The organism is Posidoniimonas corsicana, assembly GCF_007859765.1.
Classification (GTDB): Bacteria; Planctomycetota; Planctomycetia; order Pirellulales; family Lacipirellulaceae; genus Posidoniimonas; species Posidoniimonas corsicana.
The window spans coordinates 1931408-1948859 of sequence record NZ_SIHJ01000001.1; the positions used below are offsets into that span (position 1 = coordinate 1931408).

Sequence of the window (17452 nt, forward strand, 5' to 3'; positions counted from 1 at the left end):
ATCGGCTCTCGGCGGCTAACCGGCACGCCAAAGGCTTAAACTAATCGCACTCTTCCGCAGCTCAGAATAACTAATGTTGTGTACAAGGTCAAATTAATTTGCCCTTGTCAGTTAGCACTCCGACGATGGCATTCGCCTGAATACAAGCGGCACGCGGCCCTTGATTCTGGGATGGGCCGATATCATCATCGCTTAGTCCGGGAGGGCACGGCAGGAGCCGACAGCACGCAAGGTGACGCGGAAGGACGGGTAATGGATGCATCGGAGCTAGCGCGCCAAATCCGCTCACGCAGCATTTCTGCGGTCGAGGCCACGCGCGACGCGATCGACCGAATCGAGCAAGCCAACCCAGCCATCAACGCGGTGGTGAGTCCAGCCTATGAGAAGGCGCTCGATCACGCGTTGGAGTTGGAGCGAAGGGCCCAGGGCGGTGAGTGGCAGGGGCCGCTACACGGCGTGCCGTTGCTAGTGAAGGACCTCTTCGATTTTCAGGCGGGGGTTCGCAACACGTTCGGCTGCCGGGCGATGACGGGGTTCGTCCCTACTGAAACTTGCGCCCATGTTCAACGGTTAGTCGACGCGGGTGCGGTTATCGTCGGCAAGACGAACACCCCCGAATTTGGCCACAAGGGCGTAACCGATAACCTCCTATACGGACCAACCTCTACGCCGTTCGACTTGCTCCGGAATGCGGGCGGCTCATCCGGCGGCAGCGCTGCCGCCGTTTCGGCCGGAATGGTCACGCTCGCGCAGGGCTCTGACGCAGGGGGCTCGATCCGCATCCCCGCTGCTTGGTGCGGTGTGGTAGGCTTCAAAGCGACGTACGGCCGCGTTCCCAACACCGGCGGGCCGAACGCGTTTGGCTGCGCCGCTCCGTTCCTCCACGCCGGCCCGCTGGCCGCCACGGTGCGAGACGCCGCACTCATGGCTCAGGTCATGTCCGGCCCGCACCCGGAGGACCCGTTCAGCCTTCCGGACGATGGAATGAACCTGCCGGCCGCAGTCGATTCCGACCCCGGCGCACTGAGAATCGCCTACAGCCCCGACCTGGGCGTGTTCGCAGTCGACCCCGAGGTCCGGCAGGTCGTGGAGGAGTGCGTTCGCGCGGTGGCGGATTCAGGGCTGCAGGTCGATGCCCCCGAGATTCGCCTGCCGCTCGACCAGGACGAACTGGCGGAGCTGTGGGTCCGGCAGGTCGGCATCGCCTACCTGGAGATGTTCGATGCAATGGCCGCGGCTGGAGCGGATGTCATTAAGGCACACCCTGACGACATCCCCGACCAAATCCAACGCATGGTGGACGCCGCGCGCTTGGCTTCGGCGCTCGACGCTCGCCGCGACGAACAACGGCGCACTCAGGTTTGGCAGTCCGTTCAAGGTATCTTTGCCGACTGTGATATCCTGCTTACCCCAACGGTGGGCTCGTTGCCGGTCGAGAATGCCGCCAACGGCAACACGCTCGGTCCGGCTGCTGTCGATGGCAAACCGGTAGAGCGGTCGATTGGCTGGTGCTTGACCCACCCCTTCAACTTTACCGGACATCCGGCGGCGTCCGTGCCCGCTGGCCTGACAACTGGGGGCCTGCCGGTAGGCATCCAGGTAGTGGGGAAACGTTTTGCCGACGAGCAGGTCGTTAGCATCTGCCGCCGCATCGAGCAGTCGCACCCGTGGTCAGGAGACCTTGTCAGAATGCGGAGTCATCTTCTGAAGGGGCCAGCGCAGGCCGCCAGTGCAACAGGGGCCGGGTCATGAGCAGCCCAAGCACGAACACCCGCAGTCCAGTCTTGGTAGCCTTGGTCGGCTTGTTGCTGGTCGGCAGCATCGTCGCGGCGGTGCTGGTAACGCGGTCACGCGACGCCGGTTTGCGTGAGGCGGCTCCGGCCGCCGAACAAGGGAGCGGCGCACCCGCCGTTGCAACCCCCGAGATCCCATTCACGGACGTTGCAAAGGCTAGCGGCGTTGACTTCGTCCACCACGGCGGCGCGACCGGCGAGAAGATGCTGCCTGAGTCCGGTGGATCGGGCTGCGGGTGGATCGACTACGACAACGACGGCGACACCGACCTGCTGCTGATTAGCGGCAGGTCGTGGCCGTGGGACGCGGCAGACGAGGACGCTACTAGCGGTGGCGCGCTCCGTTTGTACCAGAACGACGGGGGCAAGTTCGCCGACGTCACCCAGGCCGCAAACTTGGCAGCCGACTACTACGGGCAGGGGGTCGCGATTGGCGACTTTGACGCCGATGGCGACGACGACCTCTACATCACCGCCGTTGGTCCGGACCACTTGTACCGCAACGACGGTGGAGTGTTCACCGAGGTTGGCGGCGCCGCGAGCGGCCTAGGCGGGTCGGATGCGTGGACGACGAGCGCTGGATTCTTCGACTACGACAACGACGGCGACCTCGACCTGTTCGTCTGCAACTACGTCGCCTGGGATCGTGCCCGTGACAAGGCCGCCGTGCTGCGTGTGCCGGGAACTGGGTCATCATACGCGCACCCCTCGAACTTCGACGGAACTAACAACTTCCTGTTCCGCAATGACGCCGGCAGGTTTACGGACGTGTCGGCTGAGGCGGGCGTCCATGTGTTCAACGCCGAGGGCGCGCCGCTTGGCAAGGCATTGGCAGTCACTTTTGTCGATTACAACGCCGACGGTTGGATAGACGTGTTTGTCGCCAACGACACCGTCCGACACTTCTTGTTTCAAAACAACCAGGGCGTGTTCGAGGAGGTTGGCGAGGCCCGTGGTTTCGCGCTGAACGCCGCAGGCGCGACAACCAGTGGGATGGGCATCGACGCGGCTTGGCTCTACAACGACGACCGGCTAGCGGTGGCGGTATCGAACTTTGCCGGGGAGATGACCGAGCTCTTCACCACTCCGGCGGAGCGCTCGGATCACTTCTTCGTCGACGAGACCGTCAACGCCGGCGTCGGGGGCCCGACGCTCGACAGCCTCACGTTCGGACTTCAGTTCGACGACTTCGACCTCGACGGCAGGGTCGACATGGTCCACGCCAATGGGCACCTCGAGGAAACGATCCAGTCGGTCCAACCGGAACAGTCGTACCGACAGTCGGCCCAGCTCCTCTGGAACACGGGCGCTACCGAGGGGCCCGTCCTGACGCCTGTGCCCGTCGAGAAGCTCAAAGACCTTGCGAAGCCGATCGTCGGGCGAGCAACCGCGTCGGCCGACTTCGACAACGACGGTGACGTGGACCTGGTGATCACGCAGGCCGGTGGCCCGCCGCTCCTGCTCCGCAACGACCAGCAACTTGGCGGAAACTGGCTGCACATCCGCCTCCGCGGTCCGGAGGGCAATCCGCACGGGATTGGCGCCCGGATCGAGCTACTCTCCGGCGGCGACGCGCAGCAACGCACCCTGATGCCGACGCGCAGCTACCTCGCGCAGTCGGCGCCCATGGCAGTGTTCGGGCTCGGCGAGCACGACGAGGTGGATAGCCTCCGCATCACCTGGGCCGATGGCCGCGAACAGTTTGTCCAGGTCAGCGGAGTCAATCAGGTGGTCACGGTGGCTCGCGAGTCTGCGACTTTCGAGGAACTCGCTAACACCGCGGTGGCCCAGCTGGAGAACTCCGAGTTCGAAGCCGCCATCGACACCCTCGAGCGGGCGGTGCAGCTCAACCCTGAATCGGGCCCGACACTCCGGAACCTCGCTCGCGCGTACCTGCTTGGCGGGCAGCCGGCCGCCGCGGAACGGCAGCTCACCGGACTGCCCAAAAGCGAGGCCCGCCCGCCGGCCGGGATCAGTTACCTGCGCGGTCTGGCCGCAAACCGCCTTTCTGAACCTGAGCGAGCGGTTGAACAATTCCGCGAGGCCGTTCGGCTCGACCCACGCGAGCCCACGCTCCACTTCCAGTTCGCTCTGGCGCTAGCCGCGCTCGGCGACACCGACGCTGCGCAAGCGGAACTCCTTAAGACGGCCGAGCTCGACCCGCTGCACGGCGGCGCCCAGTACCAGCTGGCCGCTTTCGCCCGCAAGTCCGGCGATCGCGACGCGTTCCGCCGTTACATGCGCGACTACCAGCGGATCCGGAAGTTGAAAGACGCAACCGACACGCTCGCATTGGAGGTGTGCCGGTACACCATGCCCGAGGTGATGTTGATAGAGGTCGGCGCCCCGGATACGGCTGTGCCGGTAGAGTTCCAGTGGGAAGCCATCTCGGCGGACGGCGTTCCTGCACTGCTGGCGACCGCGGTGCTGTCCATGAATGACGACGGCCGCTACCAGCTCGTCGGAATCACGACGGCGTCCGTGCCGGTGGTGTTCGAATGGGATGCCGAGAACGGCTATCAAGAGCGGGCGCGGGGCGCTGCGCTATTCGAGCAGGCTCTGCCATCCGCAGTCGTCGCAGTTGGAAACGCTATCGCGGATTCACCGGTACGCTCTGGAATGGGCGCCGAGGTGGGCGACTTCAGCGAGATCGCCGTGGTGACCCCAATGGGCACGCGGTTGATCCGGCACACGCCGGACGTCGGATTCGAGGACCTCACCCAGGCTGCAAGGTTGGGCCAAGCGACCGGCGCTATCGCAAAGTGGGCGGATCTTGACCACGACGGCGACATCGACCTGTGCATCGGCGGCCCCGGGGGCGTCGCGGCGTGGCGGAATAACGGTGACGGCTCGTTTGTCGACGCCACTAGTGAGTTTGGGTTGGCAGACACGGGACCGTGGGTCGACTTCGCGGCGGTCGACCTGGACGGTGTGAACCTTGGCGTCGACCTCGTGCAAACCGGCGGTGTGCGGCCGCGCGTACTACGGAATGCGTTTGGAGGAGCGTTCAAGTCTGATCCCGAAGCGGCTTGGCCACCTGCCGAGCGGGTGCTACTCGACGATCTCAACAACGACGGCGTTCCCGAAATAGTGTGCTTCGCGGCCAACGTGTTGACGGTAGTCGACGCGGCGGGCGAGATCCTCGAAGAGATTGCAACTAAACTCACCGACATCGAAGCGGCTACTGTCATCGATGCGGACAATGACGGCCGCCTGGACATCGCGGCTGCCGGGGCAATTCAAGGCGCGCCGGCGATCGTCGTGTGGCGGAACACGGAAAAGGGATTTGCCGGGCAGGCGAGCCACGCAACCCTGCCGGCGCCATGCCGACCGTCGGGGCTGATTGCGATGGACATCACCGCCGACGGCAAATCCGACATCGTAGCCGTCGGGCGGGACGACGGCGTTTCGATCCTCGCCAACGCGACAATTACAAAGAACCAGCAGCTCAAGCTGGCGATCCGCTCGTACGCGGGGCACCCCAGTTCAATCGGTGTCCGCGTGCAGGTGCGTCGAGAACGCTTCGTCGCGTCGCGCTGGCTGCAGGAAGAACTACCGATCGAGCTCGGCGTCAACTCGCTGTCAGAGGTCGACGCTATCCAGACGCTGTGGCCGAACGGCGTCGCCCGCAACGAGATCGGTAAACAATTCACGGGCGATCCTATCCGGATCACCATCATCGAGTTTGTGCGCACGAGCAGTTGCCCGTTCCTCTACGCGATGGTGGATGGGGCGTGGACGTTCGTCACCGACCTGTTGGGCACAGCGCCGCTGAACGTCTCGGTTGCCCGCGGCGTGCCGATGCCGCCCGACCCAGACGAACTCTACGTGCTAGGCCCCGCGGCTCGGTTCACGGATCAGAATGGCAGAGTGCGACTGCGGGTGACTTCCGAGTTGCGCGAGGCCGTCTACCTCGACTCCGCCTGCCTGTTGGCGGTCGATCACCCGGTGGGCTGTGAGGTTGTTTCGCGCGACCGCGCCACCACGGTTCCGATCTCGGGCGAACGATTCGCCCTAGCACGCGGCCTAATGCCGGTGCGGAGCGCGTTGGATTCCACGGGCGCCGACTGCACCGCGCAGCTCTCAGAGGTTGACGGCGTCTACACTTCCCCCGGCGAGCTGCTGCCGTACCCGGCTGTGGGCTACACACGCCCGCACTCAATCGAGTTCGAGTTCGGCGAGCTTCCTGCCGGCCAGGAGCTGCTGCTGGTGCTTACGGGCTGGTTCCGCTTTGGAGACTCGTCGACCAACATCGCCGCGTCGCAGAGGACCGACTTAGCGCAGGTCTGGCCGGTGTTGGAGGCGGCCGGCGACGACGGCAAGTTCTACGTGGTGGACGACGCCATTGGGTTCCCCGCCGGCAACACAAAAAGCATCGTGTGCGACCTTAGCGGCAAGCTCTCGCCCAACGCTGTCCGGTTCAGACTTACAAGCTCATTTGAGGTGAGGTGGGACCAGATAGCGATGGCTGAATCGGCGCCGTCGGACGCCGCACGAGTGAGTAGGCTGCCGGCTACTTCAGCAGACTTGCAGTGGCACGGCTTTGCCGCGTTGCCGCAGCGGTCGCTGGATCAGCCGCAGGTCCCTGATCTTTCCCGCATACGCGATCGGCCGCAGTGGCTGACATGCCTTGAGGGGTGGTGCACTCGCTACGGTGAGGTCGCCCCGCTGCTCGCGACGGCGGATGAGCGGATCGCCATCCTCAACTCCGGCGACGGGGTCATACTTGAGTTTAACGCCTCTCGGCTTCCTGAGGTGGAGCCAGGCACGCAGCGGACGCTGCTGCTCTACCACCACGGCTGGATCAAGGAAGAGAACCCAAACTCGCTCCCCGACCGCAACGTGGCGCCCTTCCCGGGAAGTGAAGACGCTGCGGAAGATCCGGAGGACGACTGGCAGTTGCTCTACAACACCCGCTGGGTATCACGCAGTCGCTTTGCGGAAGGCCCGCTGGAGGAAGGTGAATAGTAGCCGCGGTAGCCGGGTATGAATTCAACCAAACTGAACCGGATCAGACTGTCGAGATATGCGACGCATTATCGCGGCAAGGTAACGGATCAAGTCTAGCTCAATCCTCGCCTGCCCGCTGCCTCAACGCCGGCTTCTGCTATCAGAACGCGGAGCCGAGCGGGTTTGCGACGCTACTTCGAGCCTCGTCTTCTTCCTGCTCGTCGGCTTCGCTGCGCTCCCCCCCAATCGATAAGGCGTCTACTTCTGTCCGGTAACTGTCGAGTACCACGGAGTCTCGCTGTTGCCGTGCAAGGATCTGCAGCAGCGAATCTGACACGGCAGGCAAGGGGAGCGCAGCATCAATCTCGGGCGGTGCGGACGGAATCTCCAGGTCCGCGATCGAACCGAACACGATGTCCGCAGGTGTCGGATCGCGGTCCGCAGGCAACGGAGATTCAAGTTCTCCTTCGCTATCCTCGATGCGCACTGAAGGGGACACGAACGCCGTTTGTGCTGCCTCAGGCAAGTCAGCATGGGAGGCGCCAAGGTTGTCCCTCCAAACGGTGTAGTCCGCGGAGTCGACTACCCCATCGAAGTTTCCATCGGCGCCGTCGCCGGCTGCCGCAGGAGACTGGCCGTACTGGCTCCTCCACAGCTGATAGTCGAGCTGATCGACCATGCCGCTCCGGTCATAGTCGCCCGCTAGCGTAGGCGTTGAGTTTCCGTCGTCGCCAGGCGATCCGCCGTCATTCGTGCTGGCCCGCCAGTTTGTCGGATCATTGGGGTCTCCGTAGGGATCAATGATCTCAAGCGACGGGCCATTGCCGTCCGGGGCCTCGGGCCAGGGCGCGGCGTCGTCGTACGTGAACGAGAGGATCTGGACGCCGTTAGCGGCGAACAAGGATAGAGTCTCGCCGCCATTGCTGAGGTTGGCGTCCGCGTATCCGCCGGGGGCGAGGTCGATCTCGGTCCCGTAGATCGATTGGAACACGGCAGGGTTGCGCGCGACGATGATGTACTCGTTCGGCTCCAGCGACAGACCGTCGGCCAGCACGTACGGCGTGTTCGAGAAGTCGGTAATCTGGACGCCCGACAGGTCCACCGTCTGTGGGCCCATATTGAGAATCTCGATGAACTCCTGGTCGGACTCGTCAAGGAGGCTTGGGTTGTTCGGGTGGTAATGCAGTTCGGTGATGGCGAGGGTGGGCACGCTGACAGGAGGGCCGGCGATAAATTCGATCGGGTCGGACCAGTGGCTCCACCGGTCGCGGGAGTCCATCATCCTCACGCGCGCCCGGTACGTGCGTCCTTCTTCAAACTGCCCCGCGCCAACCGTGATTGAATCTTGAAACGAGTCGAGTTCCCCACTCTCCCAGACGGCGTCAATTTCGTACTTCCACGGCGAGCTGGGATCGAACCCCGGCGTGTTAGGGTTCGAAACCTCCGCGATCCGCCATTCCATCGCGCCGAACGCTGTCGGAGACCCTGGGAAGTCGGTCGTGGTGAACTCCCACCCGCCCAAGGCGAACCCCGCCTGACCGGTGTAGGTTAGGGTCGGTGTCTCGGGGATGGTTGATTCGTCGGTCAGGATGTTCTGGTCGATCCACGCGCCGCGTGTGATTGAGTAGTCAACGAGCACCTGCTTCATGCCGGCGTAGCTTCCGGCCGGCGGAACGCTCCCCCCGCCAGCGTAGAAGCGGCCGTGCCCGGCCTGTCCAGGGTTCACGTAGCTCGAAACAAGGATGGGGTTGTAGTCCCACATCGCTCGATCCGCGTCGACGAGCGAAGCCTGCCCGTCGGTAAAGACGAAGGACGACGATTCGTCCACGAGCAGGGACACCTGCTCTTCGTTGTAGAGAAGGTCACGGATTTCCCGCATGCGGTTGCGGTAGGCCTGCGCGTAGGATCCGAAGGCGAGCACCCGATCGCGGAAAGGCTCGGCGCCGTTGCCGTACTGATTGTCCGCCCAGGTCAGGTCGAGGTCCCATGGCAGCGTTTCCCACTTTCCCGTTTCTGGGTTGTGGTAGTAGTAGTAGTTCTTGCCGTAACCGGTGTCGTAGTGGTGGATCGCTTCGAGGATCGACCTGTAGCTGTAATAGCTTTCCAGGTTCAGGTTTTGCTCCCACCACTCGGCGGTCTGTGGACCGCTCTCGTAGGTAGTCTTGAATGCTATCAGGTCCGACGAGTCGTTAACCTCGGGGTAGTCACCCTGGTTGCTAAGCTCGCCGCCAATGCCGCCGACGCCTGTCCCGTTCTCCATCTTGTAGAGGTTGCCATCCGGCAAGCCGTGTTGTTCAAGGAAATTGTCGTTCAGCTGCTCCACAGCGAGGTACAGGCCCTGAAAGTCACCGCTGTACTGGTCGGCCCCGGTCTCGTCAGCGCTCTCGATGATGCGGAAGCTGACGTAGTTGGTGTTCGGCGACGCCACCCCCGCCATGTTGAAGAGCTTGAACCCCACCGACTCGAACAGCCCTTGCTCGCCACGGTGCTGAGAGAACCCCTGCGAGATGATTGCGCTTAGGTTTAGCTTGGTCCACGACGAGTCGTACGTTTCACCGTAGTCGTCGCGTGCCTGGAAGTCGTGGCCGCGGTTGAAGTCGAACTTCCACATGTTCTTGCCCATCGCGTAGCGCCACACCCCGCCCCGCGCGCGGTACCGGATGTGGTCGTACACGACGCCGTCGTACACCAGCGCCCCGTTCCACAAGTACTCGCTGCCCCCGTAGCCGCTGAAACGGGACGAATCGGGGATAAACTGCGAATCCTCGTGCGCTTCGCGAGTTGTAATGAGGTGGTACGTGGCGACCGAGTCGAGCAGCTCGCCGTCGTACGTCACCTCTTGGGTTTGGCCCGGTCGGACTGCGCCGGTCCAGTCGGGCGTGTCATCATAGACGAAGTAGGCAAAGTTCCGCTGGCCGTCGTCTGCGTAGGGGACCGTTACGCTCTCGCCGAGGCTGTCGGCGGCGACCACCCGGTACCGGACCAGGCGGCGGTGGAGTTGGAGGTCGCCGGGAAGCACGGCGGTGTAAATGTCATCCCCCGGAGACACGTCGCCACCGGCGCCGTCGTCAGTCATCGGCAGCGTGGTCCAGCTCGTCGCGTAGCGGGGGTCGTCGATCGGGATGTAGTCGCCGGGCTCCACGAGCTGGTACTGCAGCGCAACAGTCGCGACGCCCTCTGGGTCGGTGGCTTTGACCGTGATGGTGACGTCTTCTCCCGAGCGGGGGGAGACCGGGAAGTGGTCTACCTTCCTCGTCTGCGGCGGAGCGTTGATCGCGAACACGGAGTTTGAAGCTCTCGGCGTCGCTGGCGCCGAGCGCCAACTGCCGCCCAAGTCGTTCTCGAGCAGCGGGCTGATCAGCTGGATCGAGTAGCCTTCAATGTCGCCCACTGTGGGCCAAGGGTAGCCGAGCTGGTAGTCGACCTCATCCTGCTTGTCGCCATTGTCGTCCCGGAGCTCAATCGTTTCCCCGCTGTTGCTGAGGCGTCCGTCGAACGGCCCCAGCACCGGCACGCCGAACTGCGATGTAAACTCCGAGGGGTTCTGAGCAATTACAAGGTGCTCACCCGACTGCAGCACTACGCCTGCGGGCAGCGTGTAGCGGACGGCCTCGTCCAGGCTCCAGCCCGAGATGTCGATGGCTTCGTCGCTGACGTTCAGAAGCTCGATGAACTCCCACGGCTTCGAGTCGTCTCCTACGTCGTAACCGATCTCGTTGATGACGATCCCGCCGCCGGACAAGGTCGCGAAGGTTCCGCTGAACGGTGAATTGGGCAAACCCGAGTCGCTGCCCAGCAATGCCCCTTCGGCTATCGTGACTGTATGGAGGCCGTCCCCGGCCACCACCGGGAGAGCGAATTCAATCGAATCTGCATCGATTATTGTCGCCGACACGGCGGGAACGCCATCGACCTCCAGATCCGACGCGTCCAGACTTGCGGCCGCCAGCGGCTCGCTAAGGTGCACAATGTAGCTCGTTGGCGCAGAGGTCAACGCCGCTCCATCGACTGGGTTAGTTCCGACCACGTGGAACGTCGGGTCGCTCTCTACTAACTGAATCGCGGTGAGCGCATAGCCCTTTGACCCTCCCGTCGCGGTTCCTGAACCTACGCCGGGTGTCGCCCCGAGGTACTGCTCCGACACCACTTCAAACTCGCCGTCGGCGCCCGGATCGATGTCGCTCCACCCGACGACGAATCCCTGATCCTCGAGATGATTCTCCCCAGTCCAGAGCGCCACCTGGTTCGCCGGGAGGCCGTCGGTGACGACTCCGATGCCGGTGCTGTGGTCCAGGCTGAACGACTCGGCGCCGACGAGAGTGATCAGCGTCCAGCGATTAGTGTACCCCGCGTTTCCCCTTACACTCGTGCCCGTGAACTCATAGGAGCGATCTGACGACAGCCCGGAAAATGCGTGGACGTAACGGTCCCCGCCCGTCAGTGCGATGCTGGCGCCGGCCGCACTGCTGAAGTCAATCCAACCGTTGAAGGTGTTCGCCGCATCGGTGCCGTTCGCGGGCAGGCCGGTGACGCTCTCATAGGAGGCGCCAAGAGAGGTTGTCGAGAGCGTGATCGAGGTCGCTGCCCCGGATTGGCTGTCGACGAGTTGTCCGGAATTGTTCCCGAATGCAGCGTACCCGGTGACAAATGGGTGCGTTTCGGCGCCTGTCACGTGGTCGTTGTACATCACAACGTCCCCGGCTAGCAGCACCCGAGACTCGAGGACCTCGAACCGACGTGCCCGCCTGACACGGCTCGCTGCGTCTTGTGTTCGGGACCGGGTCGACTTACGCCGCCATTGCCGCATGCCACTTCCCTCTTCGCGTGATCGTGCAGATGAGAAAGACTGCAGGAGAAGGTGTAGGACGATGCCTGCCTACCAACACTTCATACTAGCTGGCTGCGGCCGGCTTGTCACGCGAGATGACTTGCGGTGTCACTGTCTGGTGAGTGGAGTTGAGGTTCGATAGCCCATCCTCCAAGCACGACACGCTGGCATCAGACCGTTCCTTGTGTGAGGGCCAGGATAGCAGCACTATTGTGTAGGAGGGAACGGCGGCTTGCGAAGCTTATACCTTCCGTGGAACGAGTCCCCCACCATATCAAGGTCGAGCTGTGCTGCGTGCGCGGATTCGTGCGAGTGCACTGGCATCGGCATTCGTTGGTTGTGCGACGCTCGGTCGGCTTGACGCCAATGCCCGTGCCCACTCTCCCAAACCGCCAACCGCGGTAGAGCAATGCCCCGGTGGCTTCGGCAGCATTGCTCTAGCGCTACTCGGGTCAGGTGGAGCAGGTCGACCCCCCGGCCAATGCTGCGGATGCGGCTAAGCGACAACCCCCCGGCGGCGGCTTGCTAGTCCGGTCAATGCAAAACAGCCCAGCAGCATGCTCAGTGGTTCCGGAACAGCGCCCGCGCTGCTAACGACCGCTCCGCTGGCGCCGAAGTTGTCCCGCCACCACTCGTAGTCGGCGGTCCCGACCGGCCCGCTCAGCCCGGGGTTGCGGGTGCCGTCGGCGAAGGCGGCTGCGGAACCGCCGAGGCTGTCACGGAAGATGGTGTAGTCTGCCGCGTCGACGATTCCGTTTCCGTTGTAGTCGCCGGAAATTGCGCCAGCGGGCTCTTCGTAGCTTACGACCCCGAAGGAAGGCGCGGCGTCCTCATCGGCAAAGAAGAACTCAAGCGTGAGGTCTTCTTCGCCTGCGGTATTGAATATGGCGCCGAGATTGTAGCTCGTGCCCTGGGTGAGAACCGTTGCCCCCGCCGCCTTCAGTTCACCGAGCTGTCCCGAGTTGGCGCCAATCTCAAGCCAATCCCCTCCGGCAGCGCCTTGATCTTCAAGGCTGGACCACCCGCCTGTGAGAAGGGCGCCGCTGGCGGACTTGACGGCGTAGCCGTCGATCGTGATAGAAAGCGGCGACTCGTTCACCAGCACGGCATCGCCGGTAACGGGGTTGACGTTGAGCACAAGGTTATTGAACTTCTTGTTGCCTTCGTAAACGACAACGCCACCGATGGAGTCGTACTGCTCATTCGTGTAGCTAAAGCTCAGGTCCTCGTAGTCCGTTCCAAGTTCTGTCACGGTCGGGTCGAACACAGCCCCGATTGATCGCGACGCTCCCGGGGCAAGGGACGTGATGCCCTCTCTGCGAAGTTCGCCGATGGACTCGTTGACAAGCTCACCGAACTCTCCCCAGGACCCGCCGTCAAGGCTCTGACTGCTAAAGCTGTTGAAGGCTGCTGGGTTGATTGATCCAAGCCCGGACTCGATGACATACCCGTCCAGGTCGATGGCGCCGCCGGACATGTTGGTGATTGTGCCAACGCCCGTCGAGCGATTGATGGACAGCACTACACGGTCTTCAAGTTGCAGTGTTCCAACTGCGCCATTAGCGCCGCCCGCGCTGGTGCGGATCGCGAACTTCTGCCACGGATCGAGGGTCAGGCCGCTGTTGACCTCGACTTCGGGCATGTTGCCGACTACCGATCCGCCGTCGAAGACGTCCCAAGTGTCGGAAGGAGATGGCGTGTAACCGAAGTCGAGACTAACCGTACCGCCGAGAAGGGTGATCGGACCGGGCGTAGAGATCGCGTTGAATGACGAGCTGGTAAGCTGCGGGCTGAAGGTGCTGCCGCCGTTGAACGTGATCCCCTGGGAAGCAGAGACGTTGGCCGTGGACCCCATCTCCAGGGCGCCATTCACCGTGAGGTTCACCGAGCTGAAGGATCCGCCCGACGCCACCGAAATGCGGCCATTGGCGTTGATAGTTGCACCGCCGCTTCCGCCGACGTTGGGCGACGTGACAACCGAAAGCGAGCCGGTGCTGGCCACCTCGACAGCACCTGAGTTGATCGTCAATCCGATCGGTGTTGGTGGGGTGTCGGTGACCTGCGCGATGCTGCCAGGGTCACCAATCGTCGCCGACTCGTCAAAGTCGATACTCGGCACAAACATGTTGGGAGGGTCGGCGCCGTCAGACCAGTTGGCGTCGACGTTCCAGTCTGCCGCCGTGGTTGGCACGAAGGTGTAGTTAACCTGGGCGTGAGCGGGCGCAACCAACGCGGCGGCTGCGGCGACCGCCACCAGGGATGGAACCGACTTAAAGAGGAGACGCATCATATGTCGAGCCTTTATGATTTAGCCAAGTTGCTGTTTCGCCGATGCGGGTCTCACGTGAGCCTTTGGGTGCGATCCTTGATCGCTCCGGAGCACCCACGTGCCTGGATATGAAATCAAGCCTCGCTAGGCTGACGCGGCCGGCGTCGGCCGAGCTTGTGCAACCCAAGCAGGGAAACTGCACAGAGCGTGAGCGAGTGCGGCTCCGGAACTATGGCGGCGAGAGCCGCAGGCGTCGCGTTTGCTTTCCACAGCTTGAAGTCGGTCCAGTCAACTCTCTTGTCAAGGTTGACGTCTCCATCACCCGGAACGGCGTCCGTCATAAAGAAGTTGGCGCGGATGATATCCAGGTCATCGATATCGACAACCAGGTCCATGTTGACGTCACCGAGGGGGAACGGGTTGTCGATAATCTGGAATCCCGAGACCGGCCCGCGGTCGGCCGATGCCGTGCCGGCGGAGAACTCGATCGAGAGAGAACTCTGCGACAGGGCGCGGGTGACAAAATGCGTGCCCGTGGCGCCGGACTCCGTGATCTCGGTGTACGCAAACGGGTCCGCGGCGATTGTAGTGCCGTCGATGCCTTCCAGCGTGATGAAATCGGTGAACGCTCCGCCGGTCTCGGTGAACACGGTGTCATCGTTCGCCCGGTCATGCCCGACGTAGATGATGAGGTCGTACTTCTCGTAGGGGATCTGATCGATGGTGATGGTGCTCGGTAGGCCGTCTTCTCCGGCGTTTTCCGAGATCCAGCCGTTGAACAGCTTCCCTTCGGTGCCGGCCGGCGTCCCGGCGCCGCTCCAGCTTTCTTCCGACGCCCAGGTCACGTCGATCGTGCTCGCGGCGCCGCTGTCATCAACCGCGTTGGTGATGGTGCCGCTGATCCCTGACGCGTTATTCCAGTTGGTTTGCGGGACCACACCAGCGGTGTCGGCCGGGGCTAGGGTCGAGAGGCCGCCTGTTGAACCGGCGTCGTCGGCGCCGAAGCTGACGCCAACCGAGTCTGCGGATACCTGCTGAGTAGACAGCCCGGTCACCACAAGCGCGGCCAGAACTACACTGCAGGCTGATAAACGACGCTTCGAGCGTGATGCGAAGACTCCCAGACCACCTAGAATCGCCAGGCAGAGCGCGCCGGGCTCCGGAATCGCGACAATCTGGAAGCCTGTGACAGGCGCCCGTTCGCCATTGGCGACCGCGAACTCAATCCCAAGAGAGCTCTGAGTCAATCCCCGAGTAACGAAGTGAGTGCCAATTCCGCCGGACGCGGTGATCTCGGTGAACACGAATGGGTCTCCCACGATGCTAGTTGCGTCAATGCTCTCCAGAGTCAAGAAGTCGGTGAAGGCGCCTCCGGTCTCCGTGAAGCTAGTGTCCTCGTCGCCTCGGTCGTGACCGACGTAAAGGATGAGGTTGTACTTGTCGTAAGGGATCTCCGAAATCGAGATGGTGCTGGGCTCGCTGTCGGCGCCATTCTCGGAAATCCAACCGTTCATCAAAACACCGTCCGGGACAACCGGGGCGGCGCCGGCGCCACTCCAACTCTCCTCGGATGCCCACTCGACATCGAGTGTGGTCGCGGCGCCGCTGCTGTCTACTGCATCGGTGATCGCCCCAGATCCGCCTTCAGCGTTGTTCCAATTGGCCTGCGGCACGACGCCCGCCGTCTCGACGGCCGACAGTGCAGCGGCGCCTGTGGTGCCGGCGTCGTCAGCGCCAAAGTTTACGCCGACAGATTGGGCGTTCGCTCCGGAAGCAGACAAGCCAACCGCGAGAAATGACGCGGCCAGCACTTGGCCTGACATCAAGGACCGCCTGGAACGCGACGCAAGGAGGCCCAGCCCACCGAGCAAGGCGAGGCAGGCCGCGGCGGGCTCAGGCGCGGTTACATCACCTCCGACGACGCCTGCCGCGACATCCGCTTTCCAGATCCGGAAGTCTTCGAAGTCGACCGTCAGGTCATAGTTCAGATCGCCTTCCGATCGCGATCCAACACGTTGGAACATGTTGGATTCGATAATGTCGTAGTCGTCGAAGTCGACCGAACCGTCGCCGTCAACGTCGCCGGCAAGCTGTCCGACCGTGTTAACCAGCTGAAATCCCGAGAACGGCGCCCGGTCATTGGCAGAGCCGAATTCGATGGACAGCGAGCTCTGAGTCAGACCCGTTGCCACGAAGAAATTACCGGTCCCGCCAGAGAATGGCACGGCGTCGAACTGGAACGGGTCAGCCGCCACGGTCGTGCCGGTGACGTTTTCGCGGGCGTTGAAGTCAGCGAACGCCCCGCCGGCTTCGCTGAAGATGGTGTTCTCGCCGGCGCCACCGCGGTCGTGGGCTAGGTAGAAGATCATGTCGTACTGCGAGTACGGGATCTGAGAGATCGTCACGGTGCTGGGCGCCGCGTCGGTAAGGTTCTCGGAAATCCAGCCGTTCAGGAGCTTCCCGTTGGGCGTTGCGGGCGTGCCACCAACGCCGCTCCAGCTCTCTTCCGCGGACCAGGTCACGTCCAGCGTCGAGGCGGCGCCAGCACTATCAACCGCATCGGTGATGGTTGCCGTGATGCCTTCGGCATTGTTCCAGTTGGCTTGCGGGACGACGCCGGCCACTTCCGCAGGAGCCAGAGCGGAATTGCCACCGGTGGAGCCCGCGTCATCGGCTCCAAAGGTGACGCCGATCGACTGCGCCCGCGCTGAGCTGGTCAGCAGTACAGCGGCGAGCGACCACGCCAGCGGGGAAAATCGCGAGGATGTTTTCGGATCCATTAGGGCTACGCCTCCAAAGCGTCAAGCGTGCGAATCATTACGGCGTTGCGTGCACCGCCGAAGAACCAAATGAACTGGGACGAGAAGAGACTTACAGCTGAAGAGGATGTCAAACACGAGAACCCTCAGCGGCCTTTCCGACGGAGAGGTCGACGAGAGTCACCAATTGACCACTGCACCGACCCGATTGGCAACCAAGCAGGCCACCGGTACACAAACGCCTAGCCCGCAATGGCCAGAGACCGGCGATGCCAAGTCCCTGCCATCCGGCTCAGCCGTTGAGTTGAGCTATCAATGTGTAAGTGCGACTTGACCTGGGACTATTGAGCCGAGGAAATCACGACGCTGAAAAGCGAAACGAAGAAAAGAACACAGAGCCGCTAGTAAAACGCGACGCTAAAGACAAGTAAGCGGCTGGTAGTATCACAGAATCTTAATACGAGTTCCACCCTTTTTTCTGCGTTTTTTGATTATTCGGCGAACCTCGCAGTAAGTCGCAATGCTCGCACACTTGCGACGCTTGCGATTGATCTGGCTGAGACCTTGAGAGTGCTTCGACGCACGTATGCCCATGCGCTAACTTCCCGCCGCAGTAACTTAGGAACAGAACGTCATCGGCAACGCCTCTGGCACGCACCGAACGGTGGGTGCGGTTCACTTGGACTGGCGGTCTTCCGCTAAGCATTCGCCGGCATGGCAGTTAGTTGCCAGATCGCGGTTGCAGAACGTAATCTGAAGGTCTAGTCGGCCACGCTCTTCAGATCAATATGCCTCCACGTGGTCGGGCGCTAGAGTGCTTGCCAGATGCTGTGCCTTTACGCGAATCTTTACC

Annotated in this window: 5 protein-coding genes; 2 read left to right on the forward strand and 3 right to left on the reverse strand. The window is 62.7% G+C overall.

All coding sequences use genetic code 11. From position 1 onward, the window contains the following. The first annotated feature begins 252 nt into the window (after positions 1–252). On the forward strand, positions 253–1752 hold the full coding sequence (locus tag KOR34_RS07405; RefSeq protein ID WP_197531228.1) for an amidase: 1500 nt from the start codon (positions 253–255) through the stop codon (positions 1750–1752). After that, positions 1749–6761: a VCBS repeat-containing protein gene (locus tag KOR34_RS07410; RefSeq protein ID WP_146563606.1), complete on the forward strand. Its 5013-nt coding sequence runs from the start codon at positions 1749–1751 to the stop codon at positions 6759–6761. Before KOR34_RS07405 ends, KOR34_RS07410 begins: the two co-directional genes overlap by 4 nt. 142 nt (positions 6762–6903) lie before the next feature. Here KOR34_RS07410 and KOR34_RS07415 read toward each other — a convergent pair whose 3' ends face one another. The 3 genes from KOR34_RS07415 to KOR34_RS07425 form a co-directional block, all read right to left on the reverse strand. Next, positions 6904–11430 (reverse strand): lamin tail domain-containing protein, encoded by a 4527-nt coding sequence (locus tag KOR34_RS07415; protein ID WP_197531229.1) that lies wholly within the window; start codon positions 11428–11430, stop codon positions 6904–6906. A gap of 637 nt (positions 11431–12067) precedes the next feature. Next, positions 12068–13690, reverse strand: coding sequence for a PEP-CTERM sorting domain-containing protein (locus tag KOR34_RS07420; protein ID WP_146563609.1), 1623 nt, complete (start codon positions 13688–13690; stop codon positions 12068–12070). A 284-nt stretch (positions 13691–13974) separates the two neighbouring features. Further along, the gene (locus KOR34_RS07425; protein ID WP_146563611.1) at positions 13975–16620 is read right to left on the reverse strand and encodes a hypothetical protein; all 2646 of its coding nucleotides are present in this window, start codon (positions 16618–16620) and stop codon (positions 13975–13977) included. Between the last annotated feature and the right edge of the window lie 832 nt (positions 16621–17452).

Coding starts and splice junctions, on each gene's coding strand:
- KOR34_RS07405 (WP_197531228.1), top strand. CDS start 253: ATGGATGCATCGGAGCTAGCGCGCCAAATCCGCTCACGCAGCATTTCT.
- KOR34_RS07410 (WP_146563606.1), top strand. CDS start 1,749: ATGAGCAGCCCAAGCACGAACACCCGCAGTCCAGTCTTGGTAGCCTTG.
- KOR34_RS07415 (WP_197531229.1), bottom strand. CDS start 11,430: ATGTACAACGACCACGTGACAGGCGCCGAAACGCACCCATTTGTCACC.
- KOR34_RS07425 (WP_146563611.1), bottom strand. CDS start 16,620: ATGGATCCGAAAACATCCTCGCGATTTTCCCCGCTGGCGTGGTCGCTC.